The organism is Amycolatopsis sp. cg13 (assembly GCF_041346965.1).
Lineage (GTDB): Bacteria > Actinomycetota > Actinomycetes > Mycobacteriales > Pseudonocardiaceae > Amycolatopsis.
Map to the genome: position 1 here is coordinate 14,034 of NZ_CP166848.1, position 20,649 is coordinate 34,682.

Genomic DNA, 20,649 nt, shown 5'->3' on the forward strand with positions numbered 1-20,649 from the left:
GACATGGCTCACCACAACGAGTCATGTCCGCTTCGGCGCGTCGGCTCTGTCCCCAGGCACAAATTTGTCACCATCAGCCACATGAAGCTCACTGGTCTTCTCGCGCGGAACCACGAAGCCCTTCCCGGCGTCATCGGTGTCGCGCGGGTCGACCGGCGCACGCGGGAGCTGCTGCGCCGGGTCAGCGCCGGCGACATCGTCGTGCTCGACCAGCTCGACCTCGACCGGGCCACCGCCGACGCGCTGGTGGCCGCCGAGGTCGCCGCGGTGGTCAACGCGTCGCCGTCGATCTCCGGCCGGTTCCCCAACCTCGGCCCGGAAATCCTGGTGGCGGCGGGCGTTCCGCTGATCGACTCGGTCGGCGGCGAACTGCTGCGCACCGTCAAGGACGGCACGAAGCTGCGCGTGCACGAGGGCGCGGTCTACCTGGGGGAGCGGCAGCTGGCTACCGGGGTCGAGCAGACCCCGGAAAGCGTCGCCGACCAGATGATCGAGGCCAAGGCCGGGATGTCGACCCAGCTGGAAGCCTTCTCCGCCAACACGATCGAGTTCCTCCGCCGCGAGCGGACGCTGATCCTCGACGGCGTCGGCGTGCCGGAGCTGAAGGTCCCGGTGCGCGACCGGCACGTGCTGGTCGTCGCCGCGGGGACCGGGCACGCCGAGGACCTCAAGAAGCTCAAGAAGTACATCGGCGAGCACCGGCCGGTGCTGGTCGGCGTCGACGCCGGCGCGGACACCCTGCGTGCGCAGGGTTACCAGCCTGATGTCATGGTCGGCGACCCGACCGGGATCGGCACCGCGACGCTGCGCAGCGGCGGCGAGGTGGTCGTCCCCGCGCAGCCGGACGGGCACGCGCCGGGCGTCGAGCGGATCCAGGACCTCGGCATCGGCGCGGTCACCTTCCCCGCGACCGGCAACGCCGAGGACCTCGCCCTGCTGCTGGCCGACGCGCACGGCGCGAGCCTCGTCGTCACCGTCGGGTTTCAGGCCACGCTGCGGGAATTCCTCGACCACGGCCGGTCCGGGTCGAACCCGTCCACGTTCCTCACGCGGCTCAAGCTCGGCACGAAGCTGGTCGACGGCAAGGCCGTCGCGACGCTGCACCGCAGCCGGGTGTCGCTCGGCGCGGTCGCCCTGCTCGTCCTCGCCGCCATCGTCGTCGTCGTGGCCGCGCTGCTGGTCTCCGACGTCGGCTCCGTCTACCTCGAGTGGATCCAGCACACCTGGTCCACGTTCGTCGCCTGGGTGAAGGGTCTCTTCACGTGATTTCCCTGCGGTACCACATCGTTTCCATCACCGCGTGCTTCCTGGCGCTGGCCGTCGGCGTGGTGCTGGGCTCGACCGCGCTCAACGGTTCGCTGCTGTCCGGGCTCGCGGACCAGAAGAAAGACCTCGGCACGCAGGTGTCCGACCTGGAGGCGCAGCGCAACGCGCTCAAGGCGCGGCTGTCCGACGCGGACGCGTTCGCCGGGACGATGGGCCCGAAGGTCGTCGCGGGCGCGCTCGACAAGCGCAGCGTCGTCATCGTCACCACGCAGGACGCGCGCCCGGCCGACCGCGACGCGCTCAAGAAGCTCGTGGGCCAGTCCGGCGCCTCGGTGACCGGCGAACTGCAGCTCACCAACGCGTTCACCGACCCGGCGAAGGCCGACCAGCTGCGCGACGTCGTCACGCGGCTGCAGCCGGCCGGGGCGAAGTTCCCGACCGCGGGCGACTCCGGCACGCTCGCCGGCGCGCTGCTCGGTTCGACGCTGCTGCTGGAGAAGGCGAGCGCGAAACCGCAGTCGAGCGGCGACGAACTGGCCGCCGCGCTCGGCGGACTGACCGACGGCGGTTTCGTGAAGCCGAGCCAGGGCGTGCAGCCTGCGCAGCTGGCGATCGTGCTGACCGGCGCTCAGGAAACCGGTGACGGCGCGGGCGATCGCGCCGCGACGATCGCGCGCTTCGCGGCGCAGATGGACCGTTCCGGCGCGGGCACGGTGCTCGCCGGCGACCCGGGTTCGGCTGAGGGTGCCGGTCCGATCGGCGTGGTGCGCGCCGACACTTCGGCGACGTCGATTCTGTCCACTGTGGACAACGCGGATTCGGCGGCGGGCCGGGTCGCGACGATTCTGGCGCTGCAGGAACAGCTCAACGGCGGTTCGGGCCGGTACGGCATCGCGGGCAACGCGCAGGCGATCGCGCCGGGCGTGGCCGCTTCGGGGAACTGAGACTTTCCGCCTCCCGCACAAGAGTCAGCGGCGGCACTGGATTCCCTTCGAGGGTGGGGGAATCCGGTACCGCCGCTGACTTTGTCGCGTCCGCCGCGACCGGGCGGATCTCGGCAAGAGCCGGCGGCGGCACCGGATTCCCTTCGGGGTAGGGAATCCGGTACCGCCGCCGTTATTCACGCGCCTGCTGCGGGGTCAGCAGACGCCGTTGTCAGCCCAGACCGCTGCGCTGCCGGGCTGTTCGCCTCGCGTCCACCACTTGGCGGACCAGCGGTGGCCGTTGAAGGACACCACCGCGCCCGCGTTGTAGGACTGGGAGGTGTTCCACGCCGCCGGGCACGCGGTCGTGGGACCGCCGCCGCCGGCGCAGGCTCCGTTGTCCGTCCAGACGTCGGCGCTGCCGGGCTGCTCGCCCTGCGTCCACCACTTCGCCGTCCAGGTGTGGTTGTTGTACGACACGACCGCGCCGCCGTTGTAGACCTTGCCGGAGTCCCAGGCCGCCGCCGTGCACTGGCCGCCCGGCGGAGTCGTCGGAGTGGTCGGTGTCGTGGGCGTGGTCGGGGTTGTCGGCGTAGTCGGGGTCGTGGGTGTGGTCGGCGTGGTAGGCGTCGTCGGGGTGGTCGGCGGCGGGCCGGAACAGCCCTCCGTCGGCGCGGCGAGCCCGTCCACGACGGCGTGGAACAGCGTCGAATCAGGGTCGAGGTCGTACAGCGAGAACATCATCGCGCCGCCGAGGCCGTTGCAATGGATGTAATCGGTGCGCGCCTTGATCGACTGTTTCGACGAACCGCCGTAGAAGCTCGTCCCGTCGTAGAACCACGCGGATTGCGTTGTCGGGTCCCAGAACGTCGTCGACGGATTGTCGACCACGCCGGAGAGTTCCTTGTACATCGCCACGCCGGGCACGTTGCCGCTCAACGGATGCGGAGCGGACGGGCCGGTCGCGGTTTGGTACAGCCCGTGGTTCGAGCCCGCGGGCACGCCGGTCCAGCCGCGATAGTAGAAGGGAATGCCCAAGGTCAGCTTCGACGCCGGGAACCCGCCGGGGATGCCGTACGCCGGATCCCCTTGCGTGTAAGCCTTCATCACCTGATCGATGGTGTATTTCTCGGTGCCCGGCGGGATAGGCGTGGACGGGTCGTTCGGCGAGGGGTAGAGCGGGTCCTGGAAGTTCGTCGGACCGGTCTTGTCCCACGCGCCGTGCATGTCGTAGGTCATCGGGTCCGCGAAGTCCATGTACTGGTGGATCTTGTCGGTCTGGATCTTCGCGATCTTGTCCTGACCGCCGGGCAGGGCGGCCGAGAGCGCGTAATGCTTGCCCAGCGCGTCCAGCTGGCCGCGGAACTCGGCGAGCAGCGAGGTGAAGTTCTGGGTGTCGTTCGGGCTGTAGTGGTTGCCCGTGTGGCCGCCGGGGTGCGCCGGGTACTCCCAGTCGATGTCGAACCCGTCGAAGATGTTCGCGGCGGTGCCGGGGCCGCCGAAGCCGCCCGCGTTCGGGATGTTGCCCTTGATGAACATGTCGATGCAGGAGCTCACGAACTTCTTGCGCGAGGCGTCCGTGGCGGCGGCGTCGGAGAAGTACTTCGAATACGTCCAGCCGCCGAGCGACAGCAGCACCTTCAGGTTCGGGTGCCGTGCCTTGAGTTCCTGCAGCTGGTGGAAGTTGCCGACGATCGGCATGTTGTAGGTGTCGGCGGAACCGTCGACGCTGATGTCCGAGCCGAACGACTTCTGGTAGTCGGCGAACTGGTCGCCCGCGCCGTCGCCCGCGTTCGGGTCGTCCTCGCCGCCGGGGTCGGGGGTCGTCGCCTTGGTCGTCTCGAAGCAGGTGAGGTTGGTCGGGTCGATGTTCTCGAAGTCGTAGAGCAGGTAGTCGATGTTGTCGGCGATCTTGTCGACGTTCTTGAGGTAGTAGGCGTTCTGGTAGATGCTCCATTGGTCGAAGTAGGCGATGCGCATCCCTCCCGAGGAGGGCGCGGGCGTCGCGGTGGCCGGGGCGGGCCGGGCCAGGATGGTGAGACCGGCCACGACCACGGCGGCCACGGCGGCGCAGGCCACGGCCAGCGGTCTCAAGGTCCGGTGGGGCATAAGCGTTTCTCCCTCGCACAAGCGAAGTCCGCCTGCCGCACGGGAATGCGCGGCAAGCGTCGGACGACGGGTGATCACTGCAGGAGCTGGGGCCGGCCCGTATTCGAATGTGAACCAGGGCACAGCCGGAGTCAATACTGTGGACTAGACCAATTTCCAGGCCGGGGCGATTTGTGGTGAAGTGTCCGGAAACGCCCGACGAACGGCCTGTTCCAGGCGGGGCGAGTGGTCCGGTGCCGCGCGGCGGCACCGGGTTCACCCGTACGGGTGTGGCTGACCCGACACCCGTCCCGCGCGGCATCAGGCGAGTCTCAGGAAGATCATGGGTGGCTCACAGCTGCGCACGAGAGCCTGGCACCATGAGCGCCAACGACCCCGGGAGCACGGCCGAACGATGACCACTACCGAGATCCCGCTCGTCCGTGCGGACGAGCCGGCGCCCGCCAGGCCGACGCACCTGCGGCAGCTCGATTTGTACCGCGTCGTCACGTTCGCCTTGGTCATCCTCATCCACGTGATCGGCTCCACCACGTTCCAGCAGGACGTCGTCGCCGACGCGATCCAGACGCCGCTGCACCTCACCCGTGAAGCGTTCTTCGCGCTGACCGCGTTCGTGCTCGTGTTCGGCTACCGCGATCGGCCGGTGCAAACGGGGAAGTTCTGGCGCAGGCGGTTCCCGCTGGTCGCGGTGCCGTACGTGGTGTGGACGGTCATCTACCGGGTTTATTCGCTGATCACCTCGGACCAGCCCTTCGGGTCGGTCGGCGCGCAGCTGCGCACGCTCGGGCTGGACCTGCTCACCGGAAACGCCTGGTACCACATGTATTTCATGCTGGTGACGCTGCAGGTGTACCTGCTTTTCCCGTTGCTGGCCAAGCTGTTCGACCTGATCCGCCGCCGTCCGTGGACGGTGCTGGCGGTCTCCGGCACGATCCAGGTGGCGGTGGCGATCTTCATGAGCTACCCGCCCGCCGTGCTGGGATACGGCTTCGTGAGCCAGTTTTTCGCGACTTTCGTCGTGTACCAGTTCTACATGCTGCTCGGCACCGCGGCGGCACTGCACTTCGAGGCGGTGCACGCCTGGCTGCGCACGCATTCGCGGTGGGTGCTGCTGGCGATGGCGGGCGGGCTCGTGATCGCGGAGACCGGCTACTTCGTGAGCGTCCGCTTCGGAGAGTGGCCGGAGATGGCGTCGGACGCCTTCCGCCCTTACCTGATCCCGTGGTTCGTCGCGGCGATCGCCGGGATCTACCTGGCGGGCGCGCGCTGGGCGGAGAGCAGGCAGCGCGGCGGGCGGTTCGTGTCCTGGGCAGTGAACCGGTCGTTCGCGGTGTTCCTGACCCACCCGATCGCGATCGCCTTGCTGGACCCGCTGTTCGTCTTCGTCGGCGACCGGTTCGGCGCGCCGTGGACGACGCTGGTGGCGTACCCGGCGACGATCGCGCTGACCTTCGGCATCGTCGAGGTGCTGCGGCGGCTGCCGTGGAGCAAGGCGCTGACCGGCCGCGCCCGGGTGCCGGTGCGCGCCTGAGCGGCCAAGGTACGTGAGGGGAACCCTGATTGACTCTGATTCCCTCAGGGTTCCCCTCACGTACCGATCATCCGCCGGGCCAGGTCCGGTGTTTCTCGAGCGGGCGGGCGTAAGACCCGGCTCGGCTGGTGCGCAATCCCAGTGCCACCAGGGATTCCGCGAGCCGGACCGCGGCGGCTACGCCGTCGACCACCGGGACGTCGAGCATCGCCGACATCTTGCGGTCCAGCCCGGTCATCCCGGCGCAGCCGAGCACGAGCACCTCGGCACCGGCGTCGCGGGCCCGCAATCCCGCGGTGAGCAGGGCTGATTCGGTCCGTTCCTCGTCGCGCAGCTCCAGCACGCTCAGCCCGGTGCCGACGACCGCGACGCAGTTCCGGTCCACTCCGGCCGAATGCAGGCTGTCCTCGATCAGTCCGCACGTGCGGTCCAGCGTCGTCACCACTCCGTACCGGCGGCCGAGCAGCCCGGCGAGATGCGCCGCGGCTTCGGTGATGTCGACGACCGGCACGTCCAGCAGTTCCCGCGCGCCCTCGCGGCCGTGCTCGCCGAAACCGGCGAGGACGACCGCGTCGAACGATTCCTCGGTGGTGCGCAACAGGTCCAGCACCGCCGCGGCGGACAGGAAGCTGTCCAGCCAGCCCTCTGCCGATTCCGGGCCCCACTTCGGCGTCAGAGCGACGATTTCGGTCCCGGGGCTGGCCGCGGCCCGCGCTCCGGTCTCGATCTCCTTCGTCATCGCCTCGGTGGTGTTGCAGTTGGTGACGAGGATCCGCATCAAGCCCTCCGCTGGCGGTACGAAACGGCGTAGTAGAGCAACCCGGCGCTGGCGGTGCCGAGGAACCACGAGTACGGCGCGGCCGGCGCGAAGAACGGCACCAGCGCGACCACCGCGGACAGCACGGCGCACGGGAAGAACGCGGCCATCGCGCGCGGATTCACCTTGGGGTACTTGCCGTCGCGCACGAACAGCTGCTCGACGTCGACCTTGCCGCGACGGATCAGGTAGTAGTCGACGATCATGATCCCGAACAGCGGCCCGAGGAACGCGCCGAGCCCGCCGAGGAAGTAGTTGACCACCACCGGCGACGAGTACAGCTTCCACGGCAGCACGCACAGCGCGGCGACGGCGCTGATCATCCCGCCGACGGTGAACGAGATCCGCTTCGGCCAGATGTTGGCCAGGTCGTAGGCGGGGGAGACGAAGTTCGCGACGATGTTGACGCCCATGGTGGCGATGGCGAAGGTCAGCGCCCCGATGATCAGCACCGGCGTGTTGTGCACCTTGGCGAGCAGTTCGGCCGGGTCGGTGATCGCCTCGCCGAACACCTGCAGGCTGCCCGCGGTGACGATCACCGACAGCAGCGCGAACGCCGTCGAGTTCACCGGAAGGCCCCAGAAGTTGCCGCGCCGCACCGTTTTCTGGTCCGGGGCGTTGCGGGAGAAGTCGCAGAAGTTGAGCATCAGCGTGCCGTAGGTGGACAGGATCAGCCCGGCCGCGCCGAACCACTGCCGCACCTGCTCGCCGCCGGACAGGTGCCGCGGGCTGCTGGTGAACGAGATGTGCCAGTGGCTCGCGGCGAGGATCCAGACCGCGAGCGCGATCATCACGATCCAGATCAGCGGGCCGCACCAGTCCTGGAACTTCCGCACCGCCTCCATGCCGCGGGTCAGCACGAACGCCTGCACCAGCCACAGCGCCACGAAACACATCCAGCCGAGCGCGTGCAGGCCGAGGAAACTGTGCTCGGTCAACGGTTTCAGGCCGGGGTCGATGGCCAGCACGAGCAGCGTGATGGCGACGCTCGCGAGATAGGTCTGGATGCCGTACCAGAAGATCGCGATCACCGCGCGGATCAGCGCGGGAAGGTTCGCGCCGAACGTGCCGAAGCTGATCCGCGCGACCACCGGGAACGGGACGCCGGTGCGCTGGCCGATCCGGCCCATCAGGTTCATCCCGAAGAAGATGATCACGAACCCGAACAGCAGCGCGGTGAACACCTGCCAGGCCGACAGCCCGAGCACGAACAGCCCGGCGGCGAAGGTGTAGTTGCCGAGGTTGTGCACGTCCGACATCCAGAGCGCGAAGATGTCGTACACCTTCCAGCGGCGCTCCTTGGCGGGCGCGAGGTCCTCGTTCCACAGCCGGGGGTCGGGTTCGACGGTGCTGGTCGCGCTGGTTTCGGTGGACGGGGCGTGCGTCATTGCAGACCTCCGGTCGACGTGCCGGCAGCTTTGGTATCCCAAACTTGGGATCCCAAATATCGCTCCGGATGGCTGCTGAGTCAACCCTCCACCCGATAAACTCGCCGATGTCCGATGTCGGCGAGAGGGGGACGGGTGGGCGCCACCGAGGATCGGCAGCCGCTCGCGGCGACGCGCGCCCGGGTGCTCGACGAGCTGCGCGAGCGGATCCTGACCGGTCGGCTGCGGCCGGGGGACCGGCTGGTCGAGCGCGAACTGGCCGAGGATCTCGGGGTCTCGCGGGTGCCGGTGCGCGAGGCGATCCGCAGCCTGGAATCCGAAGGGTTCGTCGTCGTGCCTTCGCCGCGGCGGGTGGTGGTGCGGCAGCTGGCTCGGGTGGACGTCGAGGAGCTGTTCGACGTCCGGGAGGCGCTGGAAAGCCTCGCCGCCGCACGTGCCGCGGAACGGGCCGGGAAGCCGGAGATGCGGCGGCTGGAGCGGCTGCTCGCCGAGTCCGCGCGGGTCACCCAGGGTGGTGACGGTGCGCGGATCTCCGAGGTCAACAGCAGGCTGCACGACGAGATCATCGCCATCGCGGGCAACCGGCTGCTCACCACGATGCTGCATCCGCTCGAAGGGCAGCTGCGGTGGCTGACCAGCCAGAACGAGCATTGGGATGAACTGCTCGACGAGCACCGCAGGCTGGTGGACGCGATCGGGTCCGGCGACGTGGAGCGGGCGCGCGAGTACGCCGCCGAGCACGTCCGGGTCAACCGCGCGGTGACCTTGCGCGACCTCTTCGGCGACGACGAGCAGGACGAGCGCCCGGCGGGCTGAGCTGGGGCCTCGTGAGTGTTGATCGCGGTTCTAACCGTGATCAACACTCACGACACCATATGGGTAAGGTGACCCTAACTTCGAGCTGGGGGTCGCTGGTGGCGCACGTGCAGGGCGAGCCGGAGTGGGTGTCCACAAAGGACGGACGGCGGCTGTACGCGATGGTGCTGCCCGGACCCGGTTCCGGGCCGACGGTCGTGTTCGAGGCCGGGGCGGGCGCGGGCCGGTCCTCGTGGGGGCTCGTGCAGCCGCTGGTCGGCGAGTTCGCGCGGGCGGTGGTCTACGACCGCTCCGGGCTCGGCCGCAGCGCGCCGGATCCGTCCGGGCGGACGCTGGACCGGATGGCCGACGACCTCGTGGACCTGCTGGATCACTTCGGGCCGGGGCCGTACGTGCTCGTCGGGCACAGCGCCGGGGGACCGATCGTGCGGCTCGCCGCGTCCCGGACCGCGGCGAAGATCGCGGGGCTGGTCCTGGTCGACCCGACCGACGAAGCGGCGGATGTCTTGTTCTCGCCCCGATTCCGCAGTGCCGAACGGGCTTTTCTTCGCACTGGCCGGGTTCTCGCGGCAACCGGGTTGCTGAAGTTCTTGTACCGCCCGATGTTGCGGGCGGCTCCCGAAGACGTCCGGCGCGATCTGGTGCGCGAAGGCTTTACGCCGCAGGTGCTGCGCACGCAAACCGAGCAGGCGCGGACGTTCCTCGACGAGCTGGCGGCCTGGCGGACGAATCCGCCCGCGCCGGGCGACTTTCCGGTGACGATCGTGTCCGGCGGGCGCGCTGGAGACGGGATGAACGCCGCGGTGCGCGCGGAGGCGAATGCCGCGCACGCACAACGGGTTTCGCCGCGTGGACGGCATCGGATCGCGGAGAAGTCCGGCCATCTGGTGCCGGTCACCGAACCCGAGGTGGTCGCCGACGAGATCCGCCGGATGCTCAGCTGACGGCGTCGGTCCAGGTCTCGACGAACTTCGGGAACGTCTTGCCGACCGTGTCCGGGTTCTCGACCAGCACCCCGGGCACGCGCAGGCCGAGCACCGCGGCAGCCATGACCAGCCGGTGGTCCTCGTAAGTGTGGAAAACGCCGCCGTGCATCGGAGCCGGGGTGATTTCCAGGCCGTCTTCAAGCTCCGTGACGCCCGCGCCCAGCCCGGACAGTTCGGTGGCCAGCGCGGTGAGCCGGTCGGTCTCGTGGCCGCGCAGGTGCGCGACGCCGGTGATGCTCGACGGGCTCTCGGCGAAGCACAGCATCGCCGCGATGACCGGGGTCAGTTCGCCGACCTCGTGCAGGTCGAGGTCGATGCCGGGGAACGCGCCGCCGCCGGTGACGGACAGTCCGGTGTCGTCCAGCGTCGCCTTCGCGCCCAGTTCGGTGACCAGGCCGCGCAGCCAGTCGCCCGGCTGCGTGGTCTGCTTCGGCCAGCCCTGCACGCGGACCGTCCCGCCGCCGACCACCGCGGCGGCCACGAACGGGGCCGCGGTGGACAGGTCCGGCTCCACGACGTACTCCGGGCACGAGAGTTTCGCCGGCTCCACATGGAATTCCGTGCCCGAACGGTCCACAGTGGCCCCGAACCGGCGCAGCATGTCCAGCGTCATCGCGATGTGCGGTTCGCTCGGCGGGGCGCCGCCGACCAGCCGCACCGTCACGCCCTGCTCGAACGCCGGGCCGGCGAGCAGCAGCGCGGACAGGAACTGGCTGGAGGCCGACGAATCGAGGTCCACCCGGCCGCCGCGCAGCCCGCCGGTGCCGTGCACGGTGAACGGCGGCGCGCCGCGTCCGCCGTCGTCGATCCGCGCGCCGAGCTTGCGCAGCGCGGCCAGCAGCGGGTCGATCGGACGGCGTCGGATCGCCTCGTCGCCGTCGAACTGCACCGAGGCGTCGCCGAGCGTGGCGAGAGCGGGCGTGAAACGGGCGACGGTGCCCGCGTTGCCGAGGACGACCTCGGCCTCGTCGCCGCGGCCGCTGATGGTGCCGAGCGGGTGCACGAGAAAGCCGTCGATGGTCTCTTCCGACCGCGCGCCCAGCGAGGCGAGCGCGCCGAGCATCAGTCGGGTGTCGCGCGAATCGAGCGGATGGCGCACCCGGGTGGGCGCGCTCGCGAGCGCGGCGAGCACGTAGGCCCGGTTGGTGATCGACTTCGATCCGGGGACGCGCACCGCGGCGTCCAGAGAGGCGCCCGCGACCGGGGCGGTCCAGTGGTCATCGCGGAGGTTCGGCACGCCGCGCAGCCTAGCGCGGCGCGGGTGAACCGATTCCGCCGCGCCGGGAAGAGGCGTCGGCGAGCGATCCGGCGGGAGTGGGATATGCTGGCGGCCCGTGGGACTTCAGTCGCGGGCTACCAAGTATGTCTTTGTCACCGGAGGCGTTGCCTCCTCTCTGGGTAAGGGTCTGACGGCGTCCAGCCTCGGACAGCTGCTCACTTCGCGCGGGCTTCGCGTGACGATGCAGAAGCTCGACCCGTACCTCAATGTCGACCCCGGGACGATGAACCCGTTCCAGCACGGCGAGGTGTTCGTCACCGACGACGGCGCCGAGACCGATCTCGACATCGGGCACTACGAGCGCTTCCTCGACCGCTCTCTCGACGGCAAGGCGAACGTCACCACCGGACAGGTGTACTCGGAGGTGATCGCCAAGGAACGCCGCGGCGAGTACCTCGGCGACACCGTCCAGGTGATCCCGCACATCACCGACGAGATCAAGGCGCGGATCACCGCCGCGGCCGGGCCGGACGAGAACGGCGTCGCGCCGGACGTGGTGATCACCGAGGTCGGCGGCACGGTCGGCGACATCGAGTCGCTGCCGTTCCTCGAGGCGTGCCGCCAGGTGCGCCACGACGTCGGCCGCGACCAGTGCTTCTTCCTGCACGTGTCGCTGGTGCCGTACCTCGCCCCGTCGGGCGAGCTCAAGACCAAGCCGACCCAGCACTCGGTCGCCGCGCTGCGCAACATCGGCATCCAGCCGGACGCGCTCGTGTGCCGCGCGGACCGGGAGATCCCGGACGACCTCAAGCGCAAGATCGGCCTGATGTGCGACGTCGACACCGAGGCGGTCATCGCCTGCCCGGACGCGCGCTCGATCTACGACATTCCGAAGGTGCTGCACGGCGAGGCGCTCGACGCCTACGTGGTGCGCCGCCTCGGCCTGCCGTTCCGCGACGTCGACTGGACGGTGTGGGGCGACCTGCTCGACCGCGTGCACAACCCGAGCGAGATCGTCCGGGTCGCGGTGGTGGGCAAGTACATCGACCTGCCGGACGCGTACCTCTCGGTCACCGAGGCGCTGCGCGCGGGCGGGTTCGCGCACCGGGCCAAGGTCGAGATCGTGTGGGTCGCCTCGGACGACGCGCAGACCGAGTCCGGCGCGGCGTCCGTGCTGTCCGATGTGGACGGTGTGCTGATCCCGGGCGGGTTCGGCATCCGCGGCATCGAGGGCAAGGTCGGCGCGATCCACTACGCGCGCACGCACGGTGTGCCGCTGCTCGGGCTGTGCCTCGGCCTGCAGTGCATGGTCATCGAGAGCGCGCGGAACCTGGCGGGCATCGAGGGCGCGAACTCGGCCGAGTTCGACGAGGACACCAAGCACGCGGTGATCTCGACGATGGCCGACCAGCGCGACGTCGTCGCGGGCGAGCGCGACATGGGCGGCACGATGCGGCTCGGCGCGTACTCGGCGAAGCTCAAGGCGGGTTCGCAGGTGGCCAAGGCGTACGGCACCACCGAGGTGTCCGAGCGCCACCGGCACCGCTACGAGGTGAACAACGCCTACCGCAAGCAGATCGGCGACGCGGGGCTCGTGTTCTCCGGCACCTCGCCGGACGACCGGCTCGTCGAGTTCGTCGAACTGCCCGCGGACGTGCACCCGTTCTTCGTGGGCACCCAGGCGCATCCCGAGCTGAAGAGCCGCCCGACCCGGCCGCACCCGCTGTTCAGCGCGTTCGTGAAGGCCGTCGTGGACCGCAAGGTCGCCGAGCGGCTCCCGGTCGAACTGCCCGAGACGCCCGTGGCGGCTCGGTGAGCGCGCCCGGCACGCACGAGTTCTCCGTGGCCGGCAGCACGGTCGTCCACGTGGGACGGGTCGTCGGCCTCCGGGTCGACGACGTCGTGATGCCCGGCGGGGAAACCGCCAAGCGCGAGGTGGTCGAGCACCTCGGCGCGGTCGTGATCGCGGCGCTGGACAGCGAGGACAACGTCACGCTCGTGCACCAGTACCGGCATCCGCTCGGGCGCAGGCTGTGGGAGCTGCCCGCCGGGCTGATCGACAAGCCGGGGGAGGACCCGGTCGACGCGGCCCGGCGCGAGCTGGCCGAAGAGGCCGGGCTCGCCGCGGGCAGCTGGGACACGCTGGTCGACGTCGCGGCCTCGCCCGGGTTCACCGACGAGGTCGTGCGCGTCTTCCTCGCCCGCGATCTGTCCGAAGTGGACCGTGAAGTGCTCGGCGACGAGGAGGCCGACCTGGTGGTGCGGAAGTTCCCGCTCGCCGAGGCGGTCCGGATGGCGCTTTCCGGCGCGCTGGTCAACGGGGCGACTGTCTCCGGCGTCCTCTCGGCACATGCGGTGCTGACCGGGGCGGCGGAGACGCGCCCGGCCGACGCGCCGTGGCAGGACCGGCCGTCCCGGTTCGCCCGCCGACTGGCCGAGGGCTAATTTCCCGGTTCTGTCGGTGCGCCGTCCTAGAGTGGCGGCGTGAATGATGCGGGTGTCGAGGTGCGGGGCGCGATAGCCACGTACCTCGATCACCTCGTCGTCGAGCGCGGCACCGCCCGCAACACCCTCGACAGCTACTCGCGCGACCTCCGCCGTTACGCCGCGCATCTGGAAGCGGCGGGGGTCGCGCGGCTGACTGAGGTCACGCCCGCGCACGTCACGTCGTTCGGTGCCGCGCTGCGCGAGGGCGACGAGGAACACCAGCCGCTGGCCGCGTCGTCGGCCGCGCGAGCGCTGGTCGCGGTGCGGGGGCTGCACAAATTCGCGCACGCAGACGGTCTCACCGAACACGATCCGGCCCGCGACGTCCGTCCGCCGGCCGCGGCGAAACGGTTGCCCAAGGCGTTGCCGGTCGGGGACGTCCTCAAGCTGCTCGACACTCCGCCGCCGGACGGCGAACGCGCCCTGCGCGACCGGGCGCTGCTGGAGCTCCTGTACTCGACCGGAGCCCGGATTTCCGAGGCGGTCGGGCTCGATGTGGACGACGTGGACGACACCGAGCGGACCGTCCTGCTCGACGGCAAGGGCGGCAAACAACGGCTGGTGCCGATCGGCCGTCCCGCGCTGGAAGCACTGGACGCGTACCTGGTCCGCGCCCGCCCGGCGCTCGCCGCGAACGGCCGCGGCACCTCCGCGATCTTCCTCAACGCCCGCGGCAGCCGGCTTTCCCGGCAGAGCGCGTGGCAGGTCCTCAAGGACACCGCCGAGCGGGCCGGGATCACCGCCGCGGTCTCGCCGCACACCCTGCGGCACTCGTTCGCGACCCACCTGCTGGAGGGCGGCGCGGACGTCCGCGTGGTGCAGGAACTGCTCGGCCACGCGTCGGTGACCACGACCCAGGTGTACACGCTCGTCACGGTCACGACGCTGCGAGAGGTCTACGCCACCGCGCATCCGCGCGCGCTCGGCTGAACGCTCCAGCGGTCCCAGAGCCTTCCCACGCTGCGGTGACTCGGCCCGTGCGGCCCGGCGCGGCGCTTTGCCGGGGCTCCGGAAATCCGCATAGGCTGCCGGAGACCCCGCCGAACAAGGAGCTTTCGCGCCATGTCGACACCGACCCCGAACCAGCCGGAGGACCCGGCAGCGCCAGCCGGGCCAGCCGGGTCCGCCGGGACCTCCGGTTCGGCCGCGGCGAATCTCGAGCACGCGCGGATCGCCACCCCGGCGGACCACGAGGGCGACGAGCCGGAACGGCCGCTGACCCGCGCCGAACGCGCCCGGATGCGGGCGAAGGAGCGCGCGGAGAGCGGGATCGGGCCGACCGGGCGCCCGCTGCGCGAGATCCCCGAGCCGCCGCCGCTGGAGCGGCACGGCCCGGCGAAGGTGCTCGCGATGTGCAACCAGAAGGGCGGCGTCGGCAAGACCACGTCCACGATCAACCTCGGCGCCGCGCTCGCCGAATGCGGCCGCCGCGTGCTGCTGGTCGACTTCGACCCGCAGGGCGCGCTGTCGGTCGGCCTCGGCATTCAGCCGCACGAACTGGACCAGACGGTCTACAACGTCATCATGGAGCGCTCGGTGCAGATCGAGGACGTGCTCCGCAAAACCCGCGTCGACGGCGTTGACCTGCTGCCGAGCAACATCGACCTGTCCGCGGCGGAGGTCCAGCTCGTCGCAGAGGTAGGGCGCGAGCACACGTTGTTACGGGTCCTTCGTCCGGTGATGAACGACTACGACTATGTTCTTGTCGACTGCCAGCCCTCGCTCGGCCTGTTGACGGTGAACGCATTGACCGCCGCGGACGGTGTGATCATCCCCCTGGAGTGCGAGTTCTTCAGTCTGCGAGGCGTCGCGCTCCTGATCGACACGATCGAGAAGGTGCAGGAACGCCTCAACCCCAAACTGGACATCACGGGGATTCTCGCCACGATGTACGACCCGAGAACCCTGCACTCGAAGGAGGTCATGGCTCGCGTGGTCGAGGCATTCGGCGACACCGTGTTCGACACGGTGATCAACCGCACCGTGCGGTTCCCCGAGACGACGGTCGCGGGCGAGCCCATCACGACCTGGGCCCCCAAATCCGCCGGCGCCGCGGCTTACCGCGCGCTGGCCCGCGAGGTGATCGCTCGGTGAGCAGGCGCGCTTCCCTGCCCGGAGCGTCGGAACTCTTCCGCCTCACCTCCAGCCCGGCGACCCCCGCACTCGAACGCCCCTCCGTGCCCGCTCCGGCGGAACCGGTGGCCCAGCGCGGCAAACCGAGCGCTCCGGCGGACACCGACCAGCTGGCCCGCAACGCGGCGCGCAGCGGATCCGGGCGCACCAAGCACGACGCGAAGATCACCGTCTACGTGTCCGGCGAGGAACTGCTCGCGATGGAGCAGGCCCGGCTGAACCTCCGCGCCAAGCACGAGCTGGTCGTCGACCGCGGCCGGCTGGTCCGCGAGGCGGTCGCCGTGCTGCTCGCCGACTTCGACCAGCGCGGCGAGGAATCCGTGCTGGTGCAGCGATTGCGCGCGGACGCCGAGGACGGCGGAACCGAGGGCTGATGGACGACCCGGCATCGGCCGAGCTGCCGGAGCCGGAAGCGGCAGTCTCGGAGAGTACCGAAAGCACGGACGGCACGGCGGAACCCGGCAACGGCGCGGCTCCGGAAAGCACCGCGGGCGCGGAAGCTCCGGAGGAATCCCCGGAGAACGCCGCGCCTTCCGAGGCTCCGGCCGAGCACGAGACGGTGCACGGCGGCACCATCCCCGAGGGATACGCCGCCGCCGAGGAGAACGCGTCGAAGTTCAAGGTGCGGCTGCAGAACTTCGAGGGCCCGTTCGACCTGCTGCTGCAGCTGATCTCGCAGCACCAGCTGGACGTCACCGAGGTCGCCCTGCACACGGTCACCGACGACTTCATCGCCTACACCCGCGCGCTCGGCCCGGACTGGAACCTCGACGAGACCACCGAGTTCCTGGTGATCGCGGCGACCCTGCTCGACCTCAAGGCCGCCCGGCTGCTGCCCGCGGCCGAGGTCGAGAACGAGGACGACCTGGCCCTGCTGGAAGCCCGCGACGTGCTCTTCGCGCGCATGCTGCAGTACCGCGCGTACAAGCAGGTCGCCGCGCTGTTCGGCGAGCTGGAAGAGGGTGCGCTGCGGCGGTATCCGCGGTCGGTGGCGCTGGAGGAGCGGTACCTCGGGCTGCTGCCGGAGGTGATGCTGGGCGTCACGCCGGAGCGGTTCGCGGAGATCGCGGTCGCGGTGTTCCGGCCGAAACCGCCGCCGCAGGTGTCGATCGCGCACATCCACATGGGCCGCGTGTCCGTCCGCGAGCACGCCGCGCTGCTGCGGGTGAAGCTCGCCGAGGCCGGGCAGGCGACGTTCAAGGAACTGACCTCGGACTGCGAGCACACGGTGGAGGTCGTGGCCCGGTTCCTCGCGCTGCTGGAGCTGTACCGCGAATCGTCGGTGCAGTTCGACCAGCTGGAGGCACTGGCGGAACTGCACGTCCGCTGGACCGGCGGCAGCGTGGCCGAGGCGTCCGCCGCCGCCGAGCACGACCGCGCGGCGGCCGAGGAGGAGGAATACGGGTGAGCACCGAAGACGACCGCGCGACGGCGGAGGCCGAGGAGACTCCGGCCGCTCCGGCGGAAGAGGCTCAGGTCGAAGCCGAACAAGCCGCCGCCGAGCCGGTCGAGGCCGAGGAGACCGAGCCGGAAGCCGCGCCGCAGCCGGAAAATGAGGCCGAGCCGGAACCCGTCGACGCCGTCGAGCCGGAACCCGAAGCCTCGGAGCCATCCGAAACTGAGCCGGAAGCCGAAGCCGCCGAGCCAGCCGACGACGAAGGACTGGTCGCCGTGGACAGCGGCCTGCCCAGCGTCGAGTCGGACGAGGCGCTCGAAGCCGCTCTCGAAGCTCTCCTGCTCGTCGTGGATTCGCCGATCGCCGAGGATTCCCTCGCCGAGACGCTGCAGCAGCCGGTCGCCAGGGTGACCGTCGCGCTGCGGACGATGGCGCAGAAGTTCACCGAGCGCGCGAGCGGGATCGACCTGCGGCGCGTGGGCGAAGGGTGGCGGTTCTACACTAGGGACACCTACGCCCCGTTCGTGGAGAAGCTCCTGCTGGACGGCCAGCGGTCGAAGCTGACCAGGGCCGCGCTGGAGAGCCTCGCCGTGATCGCGTACCGGCAGCCGGTCACCCGGGCCCGGGTCGCCGCGGTGCGCGGGGTGAACGTGGACGGCGTGATCCGGACTCTCCTGGCGCGGGGGCTCATCGAGGAGATGGGCACCGACCCGGAGACCACGGGCACGCTGTACGTGACGACCGAGCTGTTCCTGGAGCGACTGGGGCTGTCGTCGCTGAACGACCTTCCCCCGATCGCTCCGCTGCTACCCGAAGTGGACACCATCGATGACATCTGACGAACACCCCGACGGCATCCGCCTGCAGAAGGTCCTGTCGCAGGCCGGCGTGGCGTCGCGCCGGGCGGCCGAGGACCTGATCGCGGCCGGCCGGGTGGAGGTGGACGGCGAGGTCGTCACCGAGCTGGGCCGCCGCGTGCACCCGGACGAGGCGGTGATCCACGTCGACGGCACGCGGGTCAACCTCCGCGACGACCTCGTGTACCTCGCGTTCAACAAGCCCAAGGGCGTGCACTCGACGATGTCGGACGACCGGGGCCGCCCGTGCGTCGGCGACTACCTCCGCGGCCGGTGGGAGGAGACCCCGGGCGTCGTGCACGTCGGGCGGCTCGACGAGAACACCGAGGGCCTGCTGCTGCTGACCAACGACGGCGACCTCGGGCACCGCCTGATGCACCCGTCGTACCGGGTGCTCAAGACGTACTTCGCGGAGGTCGAGGGCCTGGTGCCGCGCGGGCTGGGCAAGGAGCTGCGCGCGGGCTGGGAGCTGCCGGACGGGATCGTGAAGGTCGACCAGTTCCGGGTCAAGGACATGCATTCCGGCCGGAGCATGATCGAGCTGGTGATCCACGAGGGCCGCAAGCACATCGTGCGCAGGCTGATGGCGGCCACCGGGCACCCGGTCCGCAAGCTCGTGCGCACCGCGGTCGGCGACGTGCAGCTCGGCAACCAGCGCCAGGGCACCATCCGCAGGCTCAACCGCGGCGAGGTCGGCACGCTGTACCGCACCGTGGGACTCTGACCGGTTCCCCACTTTCGGCCCTGATGCCGGGTCCGGCCGCCCGGCCAGAGTTGTCGGCACCCGACGACGACTCTGGAGGGCGACGGGAATGCGTGTGCTGACAGGGCTGTGCGCCGCCGCGGTGCTGGCCGCGGGAGCGGTGGTGCCGGCGGCCGCGACGGCCGCCCCGGCGAGAACCGCGAGCGAACCGCAGTACGACTACGCCGGGGCGATCCGCGAAACGGTGTGGGTCGACCTCGGCCGGGACGGCGACGGGGACGGCGTCCCGGACCGGGTCGCCGCCGACATCGTGCGGCCGAAGGAACCGGCCGAGGCGGGCAAGAAGATCCCGGTGATCATGGACGCCAGCCCGTACTACTCCTCGGTGGGGCGCGGCAACGAAACCCAGTTCAAGACCTACGACGCGCAGGGTCGCCCGGTCGGCTTCCCGCTGTTCTACGACAACTACTTCGTGCCGCGCGGGTACGCGACGGTGCTCGTGGACCTGGCTGGCACCAACCGGTCGACCGGCTGCGTCGACGTCGGCGGCAACTCGGACGTCCAGTCGGCCAAGAAGGTCGTCGACTGGCTGAACGGCCGCGCCACCGGCTACACCGCGAAGACCGGCGGCACGAAAATGTCGGCGGACTGGAGCGACGGCGGCGTCGGGATGATCGGCAAGTCCTACGACGGCACCATCGCCAACGGCGTCGCCTCGACCGGCGTCGAAGGGCTCAAGACCATCGTGCCGATCTCCGCGATCAGCTCCTGGTACGACTACTACCGCTCGGACGGCGTCTCGTTCGGCTTCAACCCGGACGGGCTCGCGCAGACCGTCGAGCGGCGCAACGGCGGCCAGGATTGCTCGGCGCAGAACCGGAAACTCGCCGAGGGCGCGACCGCGAACGGCGACTACGGTCCGCTGTGGGCGGAGCGCGACTACGTGGCGAACGCGAAGAACGTGCGCGCCAGCGTGTTCGTCTCGCACGGCGTCAACGACCTGAACGTCATGCCGATCAACTACGGCCAATGGTGGGACGCGCTCGCCGCGAAGGGCGTGCAGCGCAAGATCTGGCTCGCGCAGACCGGCCACGTCGACCCGTTCGACTACCGCCGCACCGAGTGGGTCGACACCCTGCACCGGTGGTTCGACCACTACCTGATGGGCATCGACAACGGCATCGAGAAGGAACCGATGGCGACCGTCGAGCGCCAGCCGGACCAGTGGGCGAACGAAGCGACCTACCCGGCGCCGGGCACCAAGGAAACGGTCCTGCGTCCGCAACCAGGCCGTACACCAGGCGTCGGCATGCTCGGCACCGCAGGCAGCCGGGGCACCGCGTCGTTCACCGACAACCCGCAGGCGGGGGAGAACGAGTGGGCGGCGAATCCGTCGGCCACGTCGGCGAACCGCGTGCTCTACAGCACCGCCGCGCTCACCTCGCCGGTGCAGGTCTCGGGCACCTCGTCGATCACCGTGACGGCCACGCCGAGCACCTCGACCGCGCACCTGTCGGCGATGCTGGTGGACTACGGCCCGGCGACGATCCGCAATTTCTCCGGCCCTGGCGAGGGAATCGTGACCGGCACGGACCGCACGTGCTGGGGTTCGAGCACCGACGGCGACAGCGCTTGCTACAAGGTGACCAGCGCGGACACGAAGAAGGTGGACTACACGATCATCAGCCGCGGCTGGGCGGACCTGGCGAATTACCAGTCGCTGAGCCGGGAAGCGCGGCTCACGCCGGGCAAGGCGTACACGATGACGTTCCGGCTCGCGAGCACGGACCACATCGTCCCGGCCGGGCACCGGCTGGCGCTGGTGATCGGCGGGACGGACAACAGCTTCATCACCGCGCCCGCGAATCCGCCGAAGCTGACCATCGACCTGGCCAAGACGTCGGCCCGGATTTCGCTGGCAGGCACGGTCCCGGCGCGCCCGTGGACGGAATCCGCTCCGGCGGGTCCGCTGGCGCACGTCCCCGCGGCAGCGCGCTTCGACCTGCGCTGACAAAAGC

At 70.2% G+C, this 20,649-nt stretch carries 18 protein-coding genes; 14 read left to right on the forward strand and 4 right to left on the reverse strand.

All coding sequences use genetic code 11. The annotated features are described in order from the left end of the window. Nucleotides 1-81: 81 nt before the first annotated feature. Both steA and AB5I40_RS00060 read left to right on the forward strand, forming a co-directional pair. Nucleotides 82-1,266 (forward strand): putative cytokinetic ring protein SteA, encoded by a 1,185-nt coding sequence (steA, locus tag AB5I40_RS00055; protein WP_370936331.1) that lies wholly within the window; start codon nucleotides 82-84, stop codon nucleotides 1,264-1,266. Continuing rightward, complete coding sequence (locus AB5I40_RS00060) at nucleotides 1,263-2,210, forward strand: copper transporter (protein ID WP_370936332.1); 948 nt, start codon at nucleotides 1,263-1,265, stop codon at nucleotides 2,208-2,210. Before steA ends, AB5I40_RS00060 begins: the two co-directional genes overlap by 4 nt. Before the next feature lie 195 nt (nucleotides 2,211-2,405). Here AB5I40_RS00060 and AB5I40_RS00065 read toward each other — a convergent pair whose 3' ends face one another. Beyond that, nucleotides 2,406-4,298 carry a glycosyl hydrolase family 18 protein gene (locus AB5I40_RS00065; protein ID WP_370936333.1) on the reverse strand — a complete coding sequence of 631 codons (1,893 nt, stop codon included), beginning with the start codon at nucleotides 4,296-4,298 and terminating at the stop codon, nucleotides 2,406-2,408. A 394-nt stretch (nucleotides 4,299-4,692) separates the two neighbouring features. On the opposite strand from AB5I40_RS00065, the gene AB5I40_RS00070 reads away from it, so the two are divergent. Continuing rightward, nucleotides 4,693-5,829, forward strand: coding sequence for an acyltransferase (locus AB5I40_RS00070; RefSeq protein ID WP_370936334.1), 1,137 nt, complete (start codon nucleotides 4,693-4,695; stop codon nucleotides 5,827-5,829). Between the two features lie 67 nt (nucleotides 5,830-5,896). Here the strand turns inward: AB5I40_RS00070 and AB5I40_RS00075 are convergent, their stop codons facing one another. Both AB5I40_RS00075 and AB5I40_RS00080 read right to left on the reverse strand, forming a co-directional pair. Further along, nucleotides 5,897-6,607: an aspartate/glutamate racemase family protein gene (locus AB5I40_RS00075; RefSeq protein WP_370936335.1), complete on the reverse strand. Its 711-nt coding sequence runs from the start codon at nucleotides 6,605-6,607 to the stop codon at nucleotides 5,897-5,899. Next, the gene (locus tag AB5I40_RS00080) at nucleotides 6,607-8,034 is read right to left on the reverse strand and encodes an NCS1 family nucleobase:cation symporter-1 (protein ID WP_370936336.1); all 1,428 of its coding nucleotides are present in this window, start codon (nucleotides 8,032-8,034) and stop codon (nucleotides 6,607-6,609) included. The genes AB5I40_RS00075 and AB5I40_RS00080 overlap by 1 nt, the downstream gene beginning before the upstream one ends. 135 nt (nucleotides 8,035-8,169) lie before the next feature. On the opposite strand from AB5I40_RS00080, the gene AB5I40_RS00085 reads away from it, so the two are divergent. Together AB5I40_RS00085 and AB5I40_RS00090 are read left to right on the forward strand one after the other, a co-directional pair. Next, entirely contained in the window at nucleotides 8,170-8,850 is a 681-nt protein-coding gene (locus AB5I40_RS00085) for a GntR family transcriptional regulator (RefSeq protein ID WP_370936337.1), read from the forward strand. 68 nt (nucleotides 8,851-8,918) lie between these two features. Next, the gene (locus AB5I40_RS00090; protein ID WP_370936338.1) at nucleotides 8,919-9,794 is read left to right on the forward strand and encodes an alpha/beta fold hydrolase; all 876 of its coding nucleotides are present in this window, start codon (nucleotides 8,919-8,921) and stop codon (nucleotides 9,792-9,794) included. On the opposite strand, the gene aroA is transcribed toward AB5I40_RS00090, so the two are convergent. Continuing rightward, a complete protein-coding gene (aroA, locus tag AB5I40_RS00095) occupies nucleotides 9,787-11,073 on the reverse strand; it encodes a 3-phosphoshikimate 1-carboxyvinyltransferase (RefSeq protein ID WP_370936339.1) in 1,287 nt (428 codons plus the stop codon). The two genes, AB5I40_RS00090 and aroA, sit on opposite strands and share 8 nt — an antisense overlap. Nucleotides 11,074-11,170: 97 nt before the next feature. Between aroA and AB5I40_RS00100 the strand changes: the two genes are divergently transcribed. The 9 genes from AB5I40_RS00100 (at nucleotide 11,171) to AB5I40_RS00140 (ending at nucleotide 20,642) form a co-directional block, all read left to right on the forward strand. Next, nucleotides 11,171-12,871 carry a CTP synthase gene (locus AB5I40_RS00100; protein ID WP_370936340.1) on the forward strand — a complete coding sequence of 567 codons (1,701 nt, stop codon included), beginning with the start codon at nucleotides 11,171-11,173 and terminating at the stop codon, nucleotides 12,869-12,871. Beyond that, nucleotides 12,868-13,500 (forward strand): NUDIX domain-containing protein, encoded by a 633-nt coding sequence (locus AB5I40_RS00105; protein ID WP_370936341.1) that lies wholly within the window; start codon nucleotides 12,868-12,870, stop codon nucleotides 13,498-13,500. Before AB5I40_RS00100 ends, AB5I40_RS00105 begins: the two co-directional genes overlap by 4 nt. A 39-nt stretch (nucleotides 13,501-13,539) precedes the next feature. Beyond that, nucleotides 13,540-14,472 carry a site-specific tyrosine recombinase XerD gene (xerD, locus tag AB5I40_RS00110; RefSeq protein WP_370936342.1) on the forward strand — a complete coding sequence of 311 codons (933 nt, stop codon included), beginning with the start codon at nucleotides 13,540-13,542 and terminating at the stop codon, nucleotides 14,470-14,472. A gap of 132 nt (nucleotides 14,473-14,604) precedes the next feature. Next, complete coding sequence (locus tag AB5I40_RS00115) at nucleotides 14,605-15,636, forward strand: ParA family protein (protein WP_370936343.1); 1,032 nt, start codon at nucleotides 14,605-14,607, stop codon at nucleotides 15,634-15,636. Continuing rightward, complete coding sequence (locus tag AB5I40_RS00120; RefSeq protein ID WP_370936344.1) at nucleotides 15,633-16,049, forward strand: cobyrinic acid a,c-diamide synthase; 417 nt, start codon at nucleotides 15,633-15,635, stop codon at nucleotides 16,047-16,049. The genes AB5I40_RS00115 and AB5I40_RS00120 overlap by 4 nt, the downstream gene beginning before the upstream one ends. Further along, nucleotides 16,049-17,083, forward strand: a complete 1,035-nt coding sequence (locus AB5I40_RS00125; protein WP_370936345.1) for a segregation/condensation protein A — start codon at nucleotides 16,049-16,051, stop codon at nucleotides 17,081-17,083. Before AB5I40_RS00120 ends, AB5I40_RS00125 begins: the two co-directional genes overlap by 1 nt. Then, nucleotides 17,080-17,910, forward strand: coding sequence for an SMC-Scp complex subunit ScpB (gene scpB, locus AB5I40_RS00130; protein WP_370936346.1), 831 nt, complete (start codon nucleotides 17,080-17,082; stop codon nucleotides 17,908-17,910). The genes AB5I40_RS00125 and scpB overlap by 4 nt, the downstream gene beginning before the upstream one ends. Beyond that, entirely contained in the window at nucleotides 17,900-18,652 is a 753-nt protein-coding gene (locus AB5I40_RS00135; protein ID WP_182896874.1) for a pseudouridine synthase, read from the forward strand. The genes scpB and AB5I40_RS00135 overlap by 11 nt, the downstream gene beginning before the upstream one ends. Nucleotides 18,653-18,740: 88 nt before the next feature. Further along, entirely contained in the window at nucleotides 18,741-20,642 is a 1,902-nt protein-coding gene (locus AB5I40_RS00140; protein WP_370936347.1) for a Xaa-Pro dipeptidyl-peptidase, read from the forward strand. The last annotated feature ends 7 nt before the right edge of the window (nucleotides 20,643-20,649 follow it).